We start from the raw sequence: 19,815 nt of genomic DNA on the forward strand, positions 1-19,815 counted from the left end.
TCAATCGCTCAGGTTTTAATCAACCATCTACCGTTCATTTAGATTTCCATTTACCCATGAGTGCTGCCACCAAAATCCCTGTTTCTGTACTGATTCCTGCCAAAAATGAGGAAGCCAATCTACCTGCTTGTTTAGAAAGCGTCGCCCAGGCAGATGAAGTATTTGTGGTGGACTCCCACAGTGACGATCGCTCTGTTGAGATTTCAGAATCCTACGGTGCCCATGTGGTTCAGTTTGATTTCAATGGACGCTGGCCAAAGAAAAAAAATTGGTCCTTAGACCATCTCCCCTTCCGTAACGAGTGGGTACTCATCGTAGACTGCGACGAACGCATCACCCCAGAACTTTGGGCAGAGATGGCAGAGGTGATTACAGAGAACACACTAGATGGCTGCTACCTCAATCGCCGGGTTTACTTTTTGGGTAAATGGATTCGCCACGGTGGTAAATATCCTGACTGGAACATGCGCTTTTTTCGCCATGCTAAAGGTCGCTATGAAAATCTAAACACCGAGGAAATTCAAAATACCGGTGATAACGAAGTGCATGAGCATGTGGTTATTGAAAGTGGCAATGTAGGCTATCTCAAAAACGACATGCTCCACATCGACTTCCGTGATCTGTTCCACTGGTTGGCCCGCCACAACCGTTATTCCAACTGGGAAGCGCGGGTGTATTACAACTTACTCACTGGCATGGGCGACGACGGCACCATTGGGGCCAATCTCTTTGGAGATTCTGTTCAGCGCAAGCGATTTCTCAAGAAAATTTGGGTGCGCTTACCCTTCAAGCCATTTCTACGCTTTGTACTGTTTTACTTTATTCGCCTTGGTTTTCTCGATGGCTATCCCGGCTACATCTATGGCCGGTTGCTCAGCCAATATGAATACCAGATTGGTGTCAAACTCTACGAACTTAGATTTGGTGGCAGCCTGAACATCTCTGAGCAAAAAGAACCCAACGAAAACCCTCAAGCTGCTTTATTAGGTGATGCTTGATGGCTGATGGTATGCCCCAAACCTCCCCCCAGACATCTCATGACCCCCTGTCTGCCCCCTCTAGCCCCCCTGAGCCTGACTTTGGCCCCCCATCCTTGGTGGATTTGAGGCGTTATTATCAGCCGGGCTTCGAAGTGGGTCGTCCGAAGTGGGTCGTCATGGTGTGGTGGCTCGTCCAAGCCGTTGTGTTTCCCCTCACCCTGCACACGGCCCATGGGCCACGGTGTGCCCTACTACGGCTGTTCGGGGCAAAAATTGGCAAAGATGTAGTTATTCGTCCATCCGCTCGATTTACCTATCCCTGGAAAGTGGAAATTGGCGACTATAGCTGGGTGGGGGAAGACGTTACCTTCTATAGCTTGGCTCCTATTCGCCTCGGGCAGCACTGTGTTGTCTCGCAAAAGTCCTATTTGTGCACCGGTAGCCATGACCCTAGCGATCCCTGCTTTGCCTTAATGACGGCTCCCATTGTGATTGAAAATGGAGCCTGGGTAGCGACGGATTGCTTTATCGCACCGGGGGTCAAGATTGGCGCTAATGCCCTGATCGGGGCCCGTAGCAGTGTCTTTAAAGACATGCCGGCCCAACATATTTGTGTCGGATCACCCTGTCGACCTCAAAAAGTACGTGTCATTACGTCTGACGTACCTAGCTAACATTGTTGGGAAACGTCACAATAACTGAGTAATCTGCAGGCAGAAAGATGGGGTTGATTGGAGATAGGACATTAGCGATCGCAACCTGGGTAGCTATCCTTGGCACCCTGGCCGTCAATACCCTATCCAATTTTTTCCCCATTGATGGCAACACCGTTGCCGACCTGGCCAATGGCCCCCTTGGCGGCGTTCTCATTACCCCCGCCAACTATGCCTTTATTATCTGGGGGGTAATTTACGTCGGTCTGATTGCCTATGCCTGGTATCAGTCTCGGCGTAAATATCGAAGTCAATTGTTGATCCAACGCATCAACTACTGTTTGATCACAGCCTGTGTAGCTCAGATGGCCTGGATTTACTTATTTACACTACAGCTCTACTGGCTGTCAGTGGTGGCCATGGTGATTATTTTATCGGCTCTCATTGCCGCCTACAGCGAACTGGAAGAGGGCCAGCACCAGGTCAGTAGTCGCCGTAAACGTTGGGTCAATGGACCGATTAGCATTTACTTAGCCTGGATTTCAGTAGCAACGGTGGTGAATGTAGCATCGGCTCTCTATGCATCCGGCTTACCAGAACTGGGGCTGTCCGGTGCCGTTTGGACAGCCATCATGATTGTGGTGGCTAATTTAATCGCAGCTATAGCCCTGGTGCAACGGGGAGATCTCCCCTTTACCCTGGTTTTCATCTGGGCAAATGTAGCCATTGCCCAGCGGCATCACACCATTCCCACCATTTGGGTGCCGGCGTTAGTCATGAGCGTTGCCCTAGTGGGTCTCTTGGCCTATCGCCGCTATCCCAAAAAGAGCTGGTAGGCAGGGTTATCGTTTTCTTCCCAGTAGCGATAGCCTAGGGTTTCTAAAAACGCCTGCCATTCATTCATTTCTTCCGGTGGCACCTGCATACCGACCACGATGCGGCCATAGTCTGAGCCGTTGTTGCGGTAGTGGAACAGACTAATATTCCAATTGGGGCTCATGGAGCTGACAAATTTCATCAGGGCACCGGGGCGCTCAGGAAACTCAAACCGGTAAAGGCGTTCGTTTTTGGCCAGGTTAGAGTGCCCACCCACCATATGGCGCAGGTGCATTTTGGTGAGTTCATCATCGGTGAGGTCCAGGGTTTTAAAGCCGTTGGCCTCAAACCGTTCTTTCATGGCAATGGCGTCGTTGCGATCGCAAATCTGCAAACCGACAAAGATATGGGCCTCAGTATTATCAGCAATGCGATAGTTAAATTCCGTTAGATTGCGTTTGCCAATGTGATCGCAAAAGCGTTTTAGACTGCCTGACTGCTCAGGAATGGTGACCGCAAAAATCGCTTCCCGCTGTTCTCCCAACTCTGCCCGTTCAGCCACAAACCGCAGCCGGTCAAAATTCATGTTGGCACCACAGGCCACCGCCACCAGGGTTTCATCTTTAATGCCGGTTTGTTTCACATAGGCCTTAGCCCCTGCAATGGCCAACGCTCCCGCCGGTTCCACAATCGAGCGTGTATCTTCAAACACATCTTTAATGGCAGCACAGGTATCATCAGTGCCCACCCGGATAATGTCATCCACATATTGCTGACAGAGCCAGAAGGTTTCTTCCCCCACCTGGCTAACGGCTACACCATCCGCAAACAGGCCCACTTGGGAAAGCTTAACTCGCTGCCCTAGCTTTAGGGATTGGTACATGGCGTCGGCATCCTTGGGCTCGACGCCGATGATTTTAATTTCCGGTCGCAACCGTTTTACATAGGCCGCAATGCCGGAAATCAGACCGCCACCCCCAATGGCGACAAAAATGGCATGGATGGGCTGCTGGTACTGACGCAAAATTTCCATGCCAATGGTGCCCTGCCCGGCAATCACATCCGGATCATCGAAGGGATGGATAAAGGTCATCCCTTTTTCCGCTTCTAACTGGCGGGCATGGATATAGGCATCGTCAAAGGTCTCACCATGGAGAACAACCTCACCGCCACGGGTTTTAACTGCATCAACCTTCACATCCGGTGTGGTTTCAGGCATGACGATAATGGCACGGGTGCATAGACGTCGAGCCCCCAAGGCCACCCCCTGGGCATGGTTTCCAGCCGAGGCAGCAATCACCCCACGGGCTAGCTTATCCGGTGGCAGCTGGGCCATTTTGTTGTATGCCCCCCGCAATTTAAAGGAAAAGACTGACTGCATGTCTTCTCGCTTGAGCAGTAGCTGATTACTCAGACGCTTAGATAAATTGGGAGCCAGTTCTAGGGCCGTTTCTTGAGCAACGTCATAGACACGGGCATTGAGAATACGTTTGAGATAGTCAGCGTGCATGGGCGGAGGGGAATGGGAGGTGCTTTAGATTACATGTCCTAATGAAAATATACAGCCCCACCTCCCAGTAGATTGGCTCGATTGCCTTGCGAAATTCCTTGGAAACGTCATGAAGCTACCGTTGGGTCTTGTTCTGTAGCAGGGTGCATTTTTTTCTCAGTTCTCAGGTTATGGATAGAAGATAGGTAGATGCGCTCTTTAATGCGAAAACTTTTTGTGGGCATTGCGATCGCAACCAGCGCCAGCATCCACGGTCTGATGCTCCTAGGCTCCAGCCTGATTTGGGCCGTCATTTACCTGTCCTTAGTGCAGGTTGAATACGACCGATTATCCGATCCCACAGGAAAGTACGAAGCAGTCATCACCTACCCCAAGCTCTATCACTTTCTTCCAGCGATGCCCGGACAAGGCAGTGACATGAGCGGCAGCATCGCTATCTACGACCGCGGGGGTAATTTTTATGGGGGCGACTCGCTGGACTTTGTGCGGGATGGCTATGGCGTAGAGTGGACGGAAACCGGCGCATCGTTACAGTTTGTCGGCGAGTGGGATTTTGCAGCTGGCACCTATGCTTACTGGTCAGATGATGGAGAGCGGGTTGTTGAGCAGGTACGAGAGTAAAGCATTTTATAGCTAACGATTTTTGGGTAATGAATGATTTATGATTCTCGTACCAATGCTACGGTTCTTGGATTAACACGCAATCACTCACCCATCTACTAGGAGATTTATAGACACTATGTTGACAGAGCTGCAAAACCGCAAACTCCTGAAGCTGTTCTGTATGTATGATTGCGATCGCGATGGGTTCTTAGTTTGCAAAGATTTTGAAAATATCGCCACCAAGCTAGCAAAAGTTAAAAATCTAGGTGCCCGTTCGCCTAAGGTATTAGCCCTCAAAGAACGCTTTCTTCAGGCCTGGAAGTCTCTATTAAGTGGTGCTGATAGTAATAGTGATAAGAAAATCAGCTTGCAGGAGTGGCTCACCTATTACGATGATGTTTTAGGTAACAAAGACCGATACTTTAAAGAAGTTCAATCCTTAATGAAGCTGATTTTTGAAGTGTTTGATACCAATGGCGACGGTCAGCTGTGCACAGAAGAGTGGGCCGAGCTTTTTCAAGTATACAATGTGCATCCTGCCTATGCCCCTCTTGCTTTTGAGCAATTGGATATGAACGGCGACGGTTTTCTCAGCAAGGACGAAATCTTAGTTTTAATTGACGATTTCTTCTGCGGCGATGATCCCACTTCAGTGGCAAATTCCATGTTTGGGCCTTACTAATGGGCAGTCATAAACTCCTGCGATTATTCCCCTGCTGCTTCAACCTTAGCCTGAGGTCTGGCAAAGGGCAGGAGGGGGACTATTCCCAGAACTATCTTCATCAGGAGCTAGATACTCGGCCAGTAAGTCACAGCTCGACTGCATTAGCTCATCCATATCTAAATTCCAAAGGTTGAGCTTACCAGCCAACCCCAGTGACAACAACGTGGTCTCATCTACATCAAAGTCCAAGAGAATGGGATACCCACTACGGTGAATATTTAATGTTGCCACCGTTGTATCCGTAGGGTAATGCCAAACATGAATCTTACCCTCCGTTGACGCAACAATAAGTAATTCATCACTGTCACCATAGGTTATATCTGTAATCCGCCCCAAGTAACTCCTGGAAAACAAGAAATTACCATTCTGAGCACTCCAAATAGCAACTGTTCCATTAACGTCAGCCGAAGCCACATGATTCCCTCCGGCATTAAATTGAATGTTAGAAATAGCATGCTGGTGACGCCTTAGGGTTTTAAGCCGTTGGCCTTCTGTATCCCAAAGATGAATAGTGCCATCTTGACTACCCGACGCTAACAGTTTTCCATTAGGGCTGTAGCTAATGCTGGATATGGGTCTGTCCCTATCACCAAAGTGATGCGTCAGCTCGCCGTTAGCACTCCAGAGCTTAATCTCTCCATTTATACCTGCTGAAGCGATTGAGTCATCTCTCGGATTAAATTCAACACTGGAAACAGAACTGTCGTGACCATCAAATTCTTTGATCAGTTCGCCGGTATTACGCCACAACTTAATCGTGCCATCATTACTGGCAGAAACAATCAAATCTCCCCTAGAGCTGTAGCTAAGATCAGTAATGCTCCCATTATGGGCTTGAATAATGCTCACCAAACTGCCACTGCCATCCCAAAATTTAATCGTGCCATTTCGATAGCCTGAGATAAAAGCACCGTTAACATTAGCCGATGCAATGCTAGTGGCCTGTGTCTCTGTGTGACTAATAAGTGTTCTATCTTTTGCTCTGAAGTCCCATAGGCTGACCCGTTCATCCGCACTGGCCGAAACAAATGCGTTTTCATTAGGGCTAAAACTAACGTTAAAAAAGCTGGCTTGAGCATCACTTGATTGATAGGCATCCAGTTGTTGCCCCTGTAAGTTCCAAAGCCTGATCGTTCTGTCACTACTGGCAGAAACCAGAAACTGACTATCGGCACTAAAGCTGACGTCCCAAACCTTAGCTTGATGACCATCAAGACTATCCCTCAGCTGGCCATCAAGCGTCCAGAGTTTAACGGTTCTATCGGTGCTAGCAGAAGCCAACAGCTGGCCATTCGGACTAAATACCACTTGATTAACTGAAGCCCCATGGCCCGCCATCTGACCTAAGTCTTCACCCTCTGAGGACCAAAGCCGAATCGTTTGATCACTCCCCCCTGAAACCAGGAGATTGCCATCACGATTAAAATCAACACTGTTCACCCAAGATGTATGTCCGCGCATGGTGCGTACTTCAAGACCAGTATTCACATTCCAAAGTTTGACCGTCCTATCAGCACTGGCTGAGGCCAGCATCTGGGCATCTGGGTTAAATACAACACTGTTAACTGCTCCTGTATGGCCCGTGAGTGTTTTTAGTAATACGCCATTTAAATCCCAAATTTTGATCGTCTGATCGTCACTGGCTGATGCAATCCGTTCATTATTAGGACTGAAGGCAACACTTCTAATGCCTTTTGTGTGGGCTCTAGATATACTGCTGATCAAACGCCCATCTTTTTGTCGGATATTAATTGTGCCATCATCGCCAGCAGAAGCAATCATTGTGCCATCATTGCTGTAGGCAACAGCAAGAACAGATTTGGAATGCCCACCAAAGCGATTAATCTCCCGAATCTCGCTTAAGGATTTTTGTAACTCAATAGAGATACGTGCCTTGAGCTCTGGTTTATCCCATTGCAGCTGTCGAAATATTTCAGCAGCCTCCAGCGATTTAAGCAGTGGTTCCATCAGCTGCCCCTTATCTGTTTGATGAAAAGTGTTCGAACTATCGAGCAATCGTTCAATGGACGATTGCTTGGTTCGACGAGTTAGTGCGCGTGTATTCACCAAAAGTATCGCCAAAACAATACTAGTCACAACAGCGGCAACACCCACTACTCCGCCAAATATCATCAGGGCTTTAAAAAATCGAGAAAGCCTATTTTCAACTCGTTCTCGTTCTTTCCTTTCCCTGGCTAAGTCATCACGTAGTCTTTCAATTTTCAGAAACTGTTTTTGCTCACGCATGAAGCTTGCCAGATAGTCATGCACTAACTGGTAGCGCTCTTGAGGGAACTCTGGCACCTCCACCACCAACCCTGACTTAGTAAGAATCTTGAGAATAAGGTTTATTTTCTGGCGTTTTAGCGCCTTCTGCTCACCATAACTACGCAAATCATCCACTAAATCAGATTCTGTCTTTAGGGGACGAATTCCTTTCTCATCCGTTAGCAAATACAGCGTTAGCTCAGCAAGCTGCTGATTTTCTCTAGGACCGCATTCGTATAAAACGTCATTGAGATACTTCTGTACGAGCAGTTCTTTAGTCGATAAATTTGGGTCCCCCCAATTGTGATACTCTCGCTTAGTGGTGATGTTTTCCGTCTGTAGCTGCGCTCCAACAATTTGCAACTCAATGGGACGCACTTCTCCAGCCCCTGCCGCTAAGTCTTTAACCACCTGTTCTATCAGGTCATCTTCAGGGTTATAGGGGGTAGGATAGGTCAGATCCTTAAAAACCGATTGGGTTTCCTCAAGGCTAAAATTCCCTATGTAGTAGAGCCACTTTTTGTCGAGAATATTATTGTCGATAATATCTAAAGTAGTGATGCGATCGCACTCTAACAAATAGTGAATATAATCTTCCCGCAGCGATAGCAACACTTTGACATAGGGCATCGTCAAGCAGGACCGCAAAAAATCATAAAATGGGCGACGCTCTGCCGTTTGCTCAAACTCAAAGAAGAATTCTTCAAACTGGTCAAAGACCAATACCAATACCTGATTTTTCTGAGTGTAATGCTTTAAACGACGGAGAACCTTCTCAGGTGGTATGGAACTGGCAGCAACAGACTCATCCGTTTCCTCAGACCCTTCTTGCACGTAACCAAGAATGCCAGAACTATACAAGTCTCCTTTAGCATCTATATCCGTCAGAGTTTGGACTAGATCCTCAACCCAGTTACGATATCGTCGTAGATACACGGGCACCACCCGACGAGTTTCAATGCGCTCCCGCTCCAATGCAGGCACCAATCCTGCCTCAATCAGAGAACTCTTACCTACTCCCGATGGACCATACACAATGGTCAAAACATACTCATCTTGACCCAGCCGTCGTACCAGTTCTTTTACATCCTGTTTACGACCAGATGCCACAATGACATCTTTGAAGACTTCGTCAGAAGGCAAGGCTGGATTTGCCATTTGTTGTTTTGGCTGTAATCGCCCCGCACCAACAAATGCACGATAATTAAACCGACTCTCGATAGCATCTCTCTGACGACGGGTCTCAAAGGCAGGTAGATATAGCCCCTGCTGAAAATATCCTTTTTGTAACTGTGCTAGCAATAAGCTATACAACCTGGGATCGTAGTCTGGATGAGCCACACTACGGGCTTCTTCTAACGTAGCAACTGCTGTATCAATTTCTCGTTGTTGAAACTGGGCTTTCCCTAACGAAAATAGATACCAGCTACGATGAAAACTATTCACCCAATTGAACAAATCAACATCCTGTTTATCTTTTAGAGAAAGATTAGCCGGTTGAATTAGTCGCAACGCAGATTCAGCATAGGCTTGAGCCTTAGCCCAGTCGCCTCTAGCTAAAGCTACCTCCGCCAGAAACCCCCCAGCACGAGCTAGCCGAAAAGTATTCTGCTGTTGTTGTTGATGTAGATTTTTAGCCTTAGTCGCCACGATCTCTAGTTCTGACCACCGTTCCAAACGATGAAGAGACTCCGCCAAGTAATTGATATATTTGGCAGCTAATTCTGGTTGCTGAGCAATTTCGAACGTATCTATAGCCGCAGTAAAATATTTACAAGCATTATTTAAAGCACGCTCAAAGTCAGGCAAGTGACGCTCAGCATGGGTGCGCCACCACAGCCCTAGATAAAATTGCACATGCCCCATTTTCTCCTGCCACTCAAGAGCATGATCTGTTTCAGCAATCAAGCTTTTCCATTGCTTCAGACTATGTTCATAGTGGTGGCGAGCTATATCTAGATTGTTATTAGCAATGCGTCCACGCACAAATTCCAAGTCAGCCGTCTGAAATGGAGAAAGCTGCACATTATAAGCATTCAATGCCGCCAAGCTCGTTTCTAATTCTTGGTAGTTAGCCGAACTAGTTGTAAAACCTAAGTCTCGGACAGTGAGAAAGCGATGCTCCTGGGACTGCGTTACCTGTTGCCATACATTTTGAATAAATTTATCGATAAATACTAGAAAAAAGGACGACGGTGTTTCAAACGTAATCGAATTAGCCCAAGTATAAAAATCTGGTGCGGTGCGAATAATATGCTTCAGGTCACTATCAGTGAGCCATAGTACCAGGGGAAACAAAAACTCACGAAACTCTTCACGAATCTGGTTAGTGGCAGTTAACAATTGCTCCGAATCCTGCACCTCATTGAGACCGTACACCATCAAAGCATCAGGGTCAGCATTCCTGGTATAGGCATTAACCGTGGTAAAGAGTGTGGTCGCCGTTGGAGCCAGAGTGATCTCATCAAACGGAAAAGCACATTGTTGCCGTAGCTTACTAATCAACTCCTGACGGTGAAGCGTGGAGTTGCATACTGCCAAAATCAACGCAAATTCACCTTGGGAAAACCGCAGTAGACGACAAAGTTCTTCCAAAGCTTCTTGATTTTGCGGTGATGGCACCTCAGGCATCAGACTTTAGTTCCTCAGCATTGAGTAAAACTGGGTTGAGCGCAAACCAGGTTTGTCCAGCATCCCGATATTCAAACACAAATAAGCTGCGTAATAGCGACTGATATTCCCCTTCGCCTCGAACAGTTTTCGTGCGATTCACCTCCCGCAGCAGACCCCATTCCTCAAAGTCGATGGCCTTGGTTAAATCGCTGAGTCGAAGACTAATCACCCGGTCCAGCAACTCCCTGGTAAAAGGTGGATCGGCTTTTTTTAAGCAGTAGTTAATTAATACAAGTAAATTTCGCACATGACCACCGCTGGCAAGGCATAGTCGATCTAGAGTTTCTAGCGAGTCAAACAGCTCACCAACTCTAGCTAACCGTTCCTTAGCCGATAGGTCTGGAAATGCCCGAGCCAGCAGCATTTGTCGGAGGGCACTAATACCGGCTTCGCAAGGACTGCCATCTCGGTTTTGGGTACGGACCATGGGCAATACTTGAGGCGCACTACCAAACCGATTGGTCAGGTTCTCCTGCTCATTAGAAAAAGACAGCACTAGCGGCACGGTATACACCACATGGCAGCGCAGTTTCTTGAGCTGGTCACCACGGTCAACAAATAGATATTCTGGCTGACGACGCCCCTGGCCACGGGGTTTATTATCAATGCGGTCCAGGTTATCAACGATCACCACCAACCCAGCCTTATCCTGAGTACTCAGCTGCTGATTCGCTGTATCAATCAGTTCGCTATTGATCACCTCCAAAATAGAATTAATGCGGGGCTCTAAATGCTGTCTTAGTAGGGATCGCACATCTTTGCTGTCTTTTGCTTTCGTGGTCAGCTCACCAATGCCAAAGGCCAGGGAATAGTTACCATCTTCACTGCTCAGACCCACCTCTTCGCCCACCTTGAAGCCAGCGATCTCGGGAATTTTCACCTTGAGCCCTGTCACTTCAGAATTCAGTAAAGTAGCCGTGCTTTGGAGCAGTTTCTGAAACTTATTGGGTGTCAGACGCAGACGTGCCTCCTCCAGGCTTTTACTAACTTGTTTAGCAATGGCTAGCAGGATATCGCTAATGTCCACATCTCCCATATCCAGGTCATCAGTGGACTCAAAGTAAACCACATGGTAACCCTCATCCTCCAATTCCTGACGCAGACGGGATAACTCGGTGGACTTGCCACAGCCAATGTGCCCCGTAAACAACTGACAGGTGGGCTCATGATCCGAAAAGGTAATGGTGCGCTTTAGTTCTCGCACCAAGTCACTACCCCGCACCTCCGAAAAGTCGATGTAATACTTACCATCATCAGGGGATATGAGATTCAGCGTTTTGCTTGGGTTACACGCTCGAAAAAATCGACCTAGATTTACTCCCATGGTTTATCCCACTTCCTCTGACTAGCGCCGCTCTGCATAAGACTATGGCTTATTTTTCTGAGACCACCCATCGACTGTTGAAAAATTTAAAGGCTTCAGCCTAGATATCTACAGCGACTAATGATTTGAGTACGGATTTTTGTGGAATTTAGTAGATATCGTCTCATTAGTCAGCACTGCTAAGTCAGCCCCATGGGCAGGGAAGAATTACTCATAAGCACTGCTATGAAGCAACGATGAACAATCAGCGCTCTTGCTTTGTAAAGCTATCTACGGACATAACAGGCAGTATAGGATTTATAACTAATGACACGTGCTACCTCGTCATCGAAGAAGTTCAAATGAATCCAGTCAATCAGCTGTCTACCCTCATCAATGGGCAACTCAACCCTTTGAGAAAGCTAAAACGCGATTTAGCCTATGACGCCCATGATGCATGGCGCGCGTTAACGCAACGGAGTGAACTCTCAAAAATTATCAATCAAAAGGAAATTCGCTTCATCGGCCTGCGACGCAGCGGTAATCATGCGGTTTTGCACTGGATTAAAGCTCAAATACCGAACGTTAAGTTTCTCAATAATGTGTCAGTGGAAACCAGTCCGTTTCGGCACTATCATCTGCATTTTCCCCATAAAGGTTTTCATGACGAAGCTTGGGGTAAGTTTCAACCTAAAGACTGTTTTATCTACAGCTATGAAGACTATAGTGTGGCTGAGATTGTTCATTCGAGTACTGAGAAGAAACATGATCTCTACATTGGCAAAACCCAGAATAGATACAATGTCTTAGTCCTTAGAGATCCCTTTAATCTTTTAGCTAGTCGTCTGAGGAAAAACTATCTAGATGTGAAAACGGAAGGCATCTCATTGATTGACATGTGGATTGAGCATGCCAAAGAATATGTAGGAGAAACGTCTTATCTCGGCAATCAGAAAGTTGTTATTAACTATAATTATTGGTTTTCAGACAAGGACTATCGTCAGGGTATTGCAGAAGCACTGGACATCAACTTCTCTGATGCAGGGTTGGATTATGTCAGCAGCTATGGTGGTGGCAGTTCGTTTGATCAGCAAGGTTTAAGTGGCAATGCACAAACCATGGACGTCACTAATCGTTGGCAGACTTTCGCTGAAGATGAACGATTTTTATTATTGATCAAAAACGAAGAACTGCTTCACTATTCCAATCAGATTTTTGGCATCATGCCTGGAACTGAAGCCATGTAAATACTTGATAACGGTCACATATGGAGAACAAGGGTCAATAGCATAGAGGTGTCATTCGTCTTTTAGCCAGAAATCCATGGAAATTAAGCAGTTGATCACGGATGCATTACAATTGCCAACAAATGCGATCGCATACCACATCAGCAAATCCCTAACCGAACTATACCCAGATCGCGAAATGGTTGAAGGCAACGAATGTGCCTTTGACCTCGAAGCCTATGCCCGTGATGGCCAGTTACGAATATGATTCTATGATTCTGTTAAACAGTGATGCTATCCATTGATGAGTAACATTAAGCTGTTGATCTTGCTCTAAACAAAGATGTACTCGAATAAACCAACAATGCAGTCCAAATACAGCTAAAACTAATTAAATGTGTCTGTGTAAACGACTCCTGATACAAAAATATACCAAGCATCAGCTGAAGTGATGGAGCGATGTACTGACAGAATCCTAACGTGGCTAATGACAACCGCTTCGCCGCATTGTTAAACCACAGCAAGGGCATCGATGTCGCCACACCAGCCCCAATAAACAACAACGTCAGGCTAAAGCTACTACCAAAGCTCCCAGTTCCCGATGATTGCCAGTAAAAAATGAGTAACAATGCCACTGGCGTCATCAGTGCTGTTTCCACTGCCAGTCCCACCATTGGAGACACAGCTACCATCTTCCTCAACAATCCATACAGTGCGAACGTGCCTGCTAGTCCCAGTGCAATCCAAGGGACTGAGCCAAACTGCCAGATAAAGTAACCCACCCCGATAGTCGCCAGCACTACTGCTAATTGCTGTCCTCGATAAAGTCTCTCTCGCAGAACGACAAAACCCAGCATCACCGACACTAGCGGATTGATAAAGTACCCTAGGCTAGTCTCTACAATCTGATCCGTATTCACACCGTAAATGTACAGCCCCCAGTTAACACTGAGCAGTAAAGCTGTTGCCAATAGTCCAAGCACTTGACGCCGTGGTAGCTTGCGCAATTCTGACAATCGCCGTTGCAGCGTCAAAATCAAACTCAGAAAGACCAGTGACCACAGCATGCGGTGACTGAGCACCTCTATGGGTGAGGCCGCACTAAAAAACTTCCAATAAATGGGGAGCAAGCCCCAAGAACCATACGCAAGAATGGCGTAGAGCGGACCAGATTGTATATTCAAATTAAACCTGGGTAGATACTGCAACTAACCCTAGCAGTCACCTAAGCTAGCCACCATCGACCACATTTATAAGGGTCTATAATTAAAAAGATGTAAACTTTTACAAAGCACTAACCTCAAGAGGTATTCCTATGGCCACCGGATTTGGCAAAGCTAAACCTAAACCCAAGGTATCGGAACGCACTAAGCGACGGCAGGAAGCCTCTCAGGAAATGGATAAGCGCCGTTCCTCTGGCGATCCTGAGTTTGAGGTGCATATTCGCATCAAAGATAAAAAGCAGTGGTACCCAGTGGGCGTAGTGGCTGTAAAGCGGTCGACTGATATCGATCGCGCTATCTTTGCCAGTGAAGAAGATCTGCTCCAAGGTGCGTTTCGGATTTATCCAATTCTGCGGAAGAACAAGACTAACCTGGAGTATGGCTACAGAGTAAAGGCGTTTAAGGATGAACCGATTACTGTAGCAGTGCCTCCTAAACCGGGTATTGCGGGTGGCGTTCAGGCCATTGCAAATCAGGTTAAGAACAGCGTTACTGGTTTATTTAAGCGATAAACAATTGGATGAGACGCGCAATCAGATAGATGGTGTTCAACCCCGAAGAGTGTTCAATGCTCACCCTCCGGGGTTGAATGATGGCTGGGTTTATTGCGATCGCATCAGCCCTGACTCGTCAGGCCACATATCCACCCAACCACCCCCAACCACCGTCCTCGACTACTACACCCACCATTACCGCCATTCAGACCGAGCCACCTGGCAAACCCGCATCGAATCAGGCCAAATCCTCCTCAACGGCCAGCCCACAACCCCTGACACCCCCCTAGTAGCCGGACAACGCCTCAGCTACCATCGTCCTCCCTGGCAGGAACCTCCAGTTCCCCTAGATATCGCTACGATCTACGAAGACGATCTGCTGCTAGTCATCAATAAACCGTCAGGCTTACCCGTACTCCCCGGCGGCAATTTCTTGCAGCACACCCTCCTATGGCAGCTCCGCCAGCGCAATCCAACCGCAGCCCCTATCCATCGATTAGGCCGAGGCACGTCTGGGATTCTGCTCATCGCCAAAACCAAGGTTGCCCGTGCCAATCTCAGTCAGCAGATGCGCCAGCGTCAACTAGGCAAAACCTATCGCACCCTCATCGGCCCAGCAGATAACCTGCCTGACCAGTTCACCATCACCCATCCCATCGGCAAAATTCCCTATCCTCAATTGGGATACATCTACGGCGCTAATCCAAACGGTCTCGATGCCCATAGCGGCTGCACCGTGGTCCACCACCGTCCTGACGCCACCCTGCTAGACGTCGCTATCCTCACCGGCAGACCCCACCAAATCCGCATCCACCTAGCCACCATGGGCTACCCACTCCTAGGCGATCCGCTTTACATCGCTGGCGGTCACCCCCATCCAGAAGGCACAGCCATACCTAGCGACTGTGGCTATTGGCTCCACGCCCATAAGCTCTCATTCATACATCCCGCAGGCGAATCAATGACACTCACCTGTGCACCACCACCACAATTGCTACCGTAGAGATGACCACAGGTTCACTCTAACCGCTACTATCAACTAGGCAGTTTTGAGTTTTGTAGAGCTTTGCTCTTCTCAGCTTGCTGAGCATTTTGAGTTACTCAAAGCAAATAACTTTACCTAGTCAGAGCTTGTTTAACCCTAAAAACTAATAACCAATAACTAAGAACTCAAAACTCCCCCACCGATCGCTATTGCTCTTTCCATTTCACAATGACTACTTCCACCAACCGCATTGAAAAAGATTCCATGGGGGAAAAGGAAATCCCTTCAGCAGCCTATTACGGTATCCAAACCCTGCGGGCGGTGGAAAATTTCCCCATCAGCGGTCTAAAGCCATTACCCACTTACGTAGATGCGTGTTTGCTGATTAAGAAAGCAGCTGCGATCGCAAACGGCGAACTCAACTGCATCCCTACAGAACTATCCCAGGCCATCGTCACCGCCACGGATGAAATCCTCAAAGGCAAGCTGCGGGATCAGTTCATTGTGGATGTGTACCAGGCCGGGGCAGGTACTTCCCACCATATGAATGTTAATGAGGTGCTGGCAAATCGGGCACTGGAACTGCTGGGGGATGAAAAAGGCAACTATAAGCGCATCAGCCCTAACGACCATGTGAACTATGGGCAGTCAACCAATGATGTGATTCCCACAGCGATTCGCATTGGTGGGTTACTGGCGTTGGAGCATACCTTATATCCGAGTTTGGCGGGTGCGATCGCAACACTCCAAACCAAAGCCACCGAATTCCAAGACATCGTCCGCTCTGGCCGTACCCACATGCAGGACGCTGTGCCTATCCGCCTTGGCGAAAGCTTCCGTGCCTGGGAAGTTATTCTCACCGATCACCTGCGCCGTCTGCGCACTGCCGCTCAGGATCTTTGCGTGCTGGGTCTGGGCGGCAGTGCCACTGGTACCGGTCTCAATACCCATCCCCAATACCGCCATCGCGTGGCTGAGCTGCTGGCAGGCTTCACTGGTCAACCCCTCACCAGTGCCCCCCACCTAATGGCCGCAATGCAGAGCATGGCTCCCTTTGTCGCCGTCTCCAGTGCCCTCCGTAACCTGGCCCAAGACCTGGTCAAAATTTCCCACGACCTGCGCTTACTAGACTCAGGTCCTAAAACAGGACTCAAAGAAATTCAGCTCCCACCGGTTCAGCCAGGCTCCTCCATCATGCCAGGGAAATATAACCCTGTTATGGCCGAAATGACTTCCATGGTCTGCTTCCAAGTGATGGGCTACGATCAAGCCATCGCCTGCGCTGCCCAAGCCGGTCAGCTAGAGCTAAATGTGATGATGCCCCTGATCGCCTACGATCTCATCCACAGCATCGAAATCCTTGGCAACACCATCAGCGCCCTCGATAAGCGTTGCCTGGCAGGTATCACCGCCCGCCCCGAACGCTGCCGTGACTTCGCCGAAGGCAGTCTTGCCCTGGTGACAGCCCTCAATACTCACATCGGTTATCTTAATGCCGCCGCCATTGCTAAAGAATCCTTAGAAACCGGCAAGTCCATGCGTCAGCTTGTGCTAGAAAAAAATCTAATGCCCGACGATAAACTAAACGAAGTGCTTGATTTAGAAAAAATGAGCAAAATCCCTGAATAAACCGTCCCCACAACATCCACCAATGCAACCAAAACCTGCACATCCATGACCTCATACCAAGCAGCACCCAATCCCTACGAACTCGAATCCGAAGCCTGGTGGGTACAGCAATGGGTGGACCTCCTTAATTCCTATCGCTTCAAAAAGCGCTTAGAACGTGGTCGCCGCTACGCCCGTGAAGGTCACATTCTCCGACTGGATTTCACCGAATCCAAGGTCCATGCCTCAGTACAAGGCACCGCTGACGAACCTTACAAACTATCCATCTGGATTGATCGCTTTGCCGATGAAGATTGGGATTTCGTGGTAGATACGTTATCTCAAAAAGCACTCTACTCAGCACAGCTCCTGGCTGGTGAAATGCCTGCCGACATTGAAAGCGTATTTACCGCCAACGGGTTAAGCCTATTTCCTTTTACCCTGGCGGATGTACACTCCAAGTGCAATTGCCCCGACCCGAAAAATCCCTGTAAGCATATTGCCGCTGTGTACTATCAGTTAGCAGATGCATTTCGAGAAGAGCCATTCGTTCTGTTCCAGCTTCGCGGTCGTACTAAAGAACAGATTATCGATGCTATTCGTGAAAAGCGGAGGCAACAGGTAGAAGAGAATCCTGTAGAAATCATCGCTGAAGACACTGAAGAAGTTGTTGTTGCGGCTGAGACAAAATCTCAAACCCTTAACTTAGAAAATTTCTGGCAATATGATGACGCTCTAGACTCATCTCTCGTCGTCATTATCCCAGCGGATCAAACAGTATTGGATCTCTTAGGGCCAATGCCCCTCCCAGCCAGCGATGCCCAGGTACTCAGTGGCCATTTTACGAGCCTTTATCAAAGCGTTGCCCAACAAGCCATGATGTCGGCCTTGAGTTGATCTGAATTCACCTATTAGAAGTAGTGAGTTGGATTAAGTTTTCAGATCTGAGAACTTCTAACTGAGCGGGTGTTAAGAACAAATATCCGGGAGCATCATAGCCAACATCAACAGCATAAAACTGACCTGTCGAGATTTCTTGATCTGCAACTGATTGAATAAAACTAAAAAAATTAGGGTCGAGCCAGTCTCCATTAAACTCTAGGGGGGTGTGATATTGCGTGCCATTCAGGATAAATGTCTGTGCAGCGGTCTGACTCTCCCAGTCAAATTCATTGGATATCTCAGTTGGTGAAAATTGTTCTCGCGAAATAGCAGCAAAGTTTTCTGTCAGACTCTGGTAAGGCGTATCCACATTGCCTGACTCCCATTCAAATAGAAGAATTACATCTTTAAAGGCTGAAAAAAGTTCATAACGCTGAGTGATATAGCTTTCGGCAATTAACTTTCGGCTAGCCTCAATCTGGTCTGGACTCAGGTGGTCTAGCAGATCAATTTGCTCAAATAAGTCCAGAATTTCATCTATGCGATCGCTAGTAAACTGTAAGGGAGAATGATTCGCTTCAAAACCGTGATCAAAATAGATATCTGCTTGAGCCTTTGTTAGGGCAATAAAGCCTAATTGGTTGGCAAGTTCAGTCGAATCCCCAAACGTTGGTCCAAAATTAGAAACACTATAAACTCGATAGGGAGATGCCTGATCATACAGAACTTTGTTAAAGAGTTTAGTAATGTCTTCAGGTATAACTCTGTAAGAGTCATTAGGTCCTTCAGGATTTCCTCCGTAGAAATTTCGTTGATAGTAAGTACGATCATTTACTTTTGCTGATAAAATCGCATCGTAATACAAAGAGTCGTCATTAGCTAAAAGTCGATAGCGATCACCATGTTCGCTTGACTCTGCTAATCTCCTATAAGCTTCTAAAATTACTCTAGACTCTTCGTTGACTTCCAACTGGACCTCAAAGTTGTCAATAGGCGTATCAACTACATCATTTTCCAGTAGCATTTCTGCAACAGCATTATTTATGGCTAGGAGGTAATCTTCTGGCTGTTTAGAATAACTGCGCAGGTCAAGGAGTAATGCTCTGTTGTAATAGTTGAGAAATTGGATGGGATGAGCAATTTCCTCCTGTCTCAGTGCTTCTGTCAGCTTTGTATGATTTTCTTCAGAGAGAATCTCTGCAGCATTAAAGTTTTCAAGTTCGGGAGCTAGTATCTCAGCTGAGAGCTGTTCGTCTAGACTCATCCAGCTTGCCGCCTGTTGATGCAGGGCAAGTTCCGAAGCAATTTCTTCAGAATCAATCTGTGAGTGTAGCTGACGGTAAACTCTCTCGGTAAGTAAATCAGCTGTATTCAGCTGGTTTAACAAGTGGTATAGCCGCTCCTCTAAATCATTTACATGAGAGTTCTGCCTAGCAGTCAACTGTTCAAAGAAACTCTGTAATTGCTGCAAATCATCTTCACTAGGCCCCTCTGTAGCATTTAACCGATCCATTAAATGGCGTAGCTGCTCCACCTCATCCACTGACATCAGGATATCTGCATAACCAGACTCCACTCCTAGATCGAGTCTATATCCGCCTAAACTGCGTTGACTCAAGTCGTCAGCCATACGCTGTAAAATAGCAGCGCGTGATTTATCGTAGCCTTGTGCTAAAGCTGCTCTTAGCTCTTGATAGGTAGCTTCGCTCAAAAGACCCATCTGATTTAGAGTTTGGATACTATCTTGTGTCATTTGGAGCTTTCCCGATGGTAATGCTTCCACCACAAAAACTAGAGTCATCAACAGCATCGCGGCCCCTAGCAAGACCCTGAGCTTCATATCCTGACACCTCCAATAGAGCCTTAC

At 47.5% G+C, this 19,815-nt stretch carries 16 protein-coding genes; 11 read left to right on the forward strand and 5 right to left on the reverse strand.

What is annotated here, in order from left to right; all coding sequences use genetic code 11:
* The first annotated feature begins 56 nt into the window (after positions 1-56).
* The 3 genes from SPB21_RS17760 to SPB21_RS17770 are packed head-to-tail and all read left to right on the forward strand — an operon-like array spanning position 57 to position 2,469.
* Positions 57-998: a glycosyltransferase family 2 protein gene (locus tag SPB21_RS17760; RefSeq protein WP_163661428.1), complete on the forward strand. Its 942-nt coding sequence runs from the start codon at positions 57-59 to the stop codon at positions 996-998.
* Positions 998-1,654: a hormogonium polysaccharide biosynthesis acetyltransferase HpsU gene (gene hpsU, locus SPB21_RS17765; RefSeq protein WP_250564744.1), complete on the forward strand. Its 657-nt coding sequence runs from the start codon at positions 998-1,000 to the stop codon at positions 1,652-1,654. Before SPB21_RS17760 ends, hpsU begins: the two co-directional genes overlap by 1 nt.
* 47 nt (positions 1,655-1,701) lie before the next feature.
* A complete protein-coding gene (locus SPB21_RS17770; RefSeq protein WP_163696210.1) occupies positions 1,702-2,469 on the forward strand; it encodes a TspO-related membrane protein in 768 nt (255 codons plus the stop codon).
* Here the strand turns inward: SPB21_RS17770 and ilvA are convergent.
* A complete protein-coding gene (gene ilvA, locus SPB21_RS17775; protein WP_163661432.1) occupies positions 2,448-3,959 on the reverse strand; it encodes a threonine ammonia-lyase, biosynthetic in 1,512 nt (503 codons plus the stop codon). The genes SPB21_RS17770 and ilvA overlap by 22 nt on opposite strands.
* Positions 3,960-4,160: 201 nt before the next feature.
* On the opposite strand from ilvA, the gene SPB21_RS17780 reads away from it, so the two are divergent.
* Both SPB21_RS17780 and SPB21_RS17785 read left to right on the forward strand, forming a co-directional pair.
* Positions 4,161-4,580, forward strand: a complete 420-nt coding sequence (locus tag SPB21_RS17780; protein ID WP_163661434.1) for a hypothetical protein — start codon at positions 4,161-4,163, stop codon at positions 4,578-4,580.
* A gap of 118 nt (positions 4,581-4,698) precedes the next feature.
* Positions 4,699-5,244 carry an EF-hand domain-containing protein gene (locus SPB21_RS17785; protein WP_163661435.1) on the forward strand — a complete coding sequence of 182 codons (546 nt, stop codon included), beginning with the start codon at positions 4,699-4,701 and terminating at the stop codon, positions 5,242-5,244.
* A gap of 45 nt (positions 5,245-5,289) precedes the next feature.
* Here the strand turns inward: SPB21_RS17785 and SPB21_RS17790 are convergent, their stop codons facing one another.
* Both SPB21_RS17790 and SPB21_RS17795 read right to left on the reverse strand, forming a co-directional pair.
* Positions 5,290-10,185, reverse strand: a complete 4,896-nt coding sequence (locus SPB21_RS17790; RefSeq protein ID WP_499867326.1) for a WD40 domain-containing protein — start codon at positions 10,183-10,185, stop codon at positions 5,290-5,292.
* A complete protein-coding gene (locus SPB21_RS17795; RefSeq protein ID WP_163661439.1) occupies positions 10,178-11,551 on the reverse strand; it encodes a P-loop NTPase fold protein in 1,374 nt (457 codons plus the stop codon). The genes SPB21_RS17790 and SPB21_RS17795 overlap by 8 nt, the downstream gene beginning before the upstream one ends.
* A gap of 341 nt (positions 11,552-11,892) precedes the next feature.
* Between SPB21_RS17795 and SPB21_RS17800 the strand changes: the two genes are divergently transcribed.
* Positions 11,893-12,777: a hypothetical protein gene (locus tag SPB21_RS17800; protein ID WP_499867327.1), complete on the forward strand. Its 885-nt coding sequence runs from the start codon at positions 11,893-11,895 to the stop codon at positions 12,775-12,777.
* Between the two features lie 76 nt (positions 12,778-12,853).
* Positions 12,854-13,024 carry a hypothetical protein gene (locus SPB21_RS17805; protein ID WP_250564745.1) on the forward strand — a complete coding sequence of 57 codons (171 nt, stop codon included), beginning with the start codon at positions 12,854-12,856 and terminating at the stop codon, positions 13,022-13,024.
* A gap of 46 nt (positions 13,025-13,070) precedes the next feature.
* Here SPB21_RS17805 and rarD read toward each other — a convergent pair whose 3' ends face one another.
* Positions 13,071-13,940: an EamA family transporter RarD gene (gene rarD, locus SPB21_RS17810; protein WP_499867328.1), complete on the reverse strand. Its 870-nt coding sequence runs from the start codon at positions 13,938-13,940 to the stop codon at positions 13,071-13,073.
* A 131-nt stretch (positions 13,941-14,071) separates the two neighbouring features.
* Here rarD and SPB21_RS17815 point away from each other — a divergent pair, with 131 nt between their 5' ends.
* From SPB21_RS17815 to SPB21_RS17830, 4 genes are all read left to right on the forward strand, one after another.
* A complete protein-coding gene (locus SPB21_RS17815) occupies positions 14,072-14,491 on the forward strand; it encodes an HHL1-like protein (RefSeq protein WP_163700698.1) in 420 nt (139 codons plus the stop codon).
* Between the two features lie 73 nt (positions 14,492-14,564).
* Positions 14,565-15,476: an RluA family pseudouridine synthase gene (locus tag SPB21_RS17820; protein ID WP_499868718.1), complete on the forward strand. Its 912-nt coding sequence runs from the start codon at positions 14,565-14,567 to the stop codon at positions 15,474-15,476.
* A 210-nt stretch (positions 15,477-15,686) separates the two neighbouring features.
* Positions 15,687-17,087 carry an aspartate ammonia-lyase gene (locus tag SPB21_RS17825; RefSeq protein WP_163661446.1) on the forward strand — a complete coding sequence of 467 codons (1,401 nt, stop codon included), beginning with the start codon at positions 15,687-15,689 and terminating at the stop codon, positions 17,085-17,087.
* Between the two features lie 45 nt (positions 17,088-17,132).
* Complete coding sequence (locus tag SPB21_RS17830) at positions 17,133-17,963, forward strand: SWIM zinc finger family protein (protein ID WP_163661448.1); 831 nt, start codon at positions 17,133-17,135, stop codon at positions 17,961-17,963.
* 7 nt (positions 17,964-17,970) lie between these two features.
* On the opposite strand, the gene SPB21_RS17835 is transcribed toward SPB21_RS17830, so the two are convergent.
* Positions 17,971-19,788, reverse strand: a complete 1,818-nt coding sequence (locus SPB21_RS17835) for a hypothetical protein (RefSeq protein ID WP_499867329.1) — start codon at positions 19,786-19,788, stop codon at positions 17,971-17,973.
* Positions 19,789-19,815: the final 27 nt, after the last annotated feature.

The sequence above is a fragment of the Leptothoe sp. ISB3NOV94-8A genome, assembly GCF_043421595.1.
GTDB classification, from domain to species: Bacteria; Cyanobacteriota; Cyanobacteriia; order Phormidesmidales; family Phormidesmidaceae; genus Leptothoe; species Leptothoe turfae.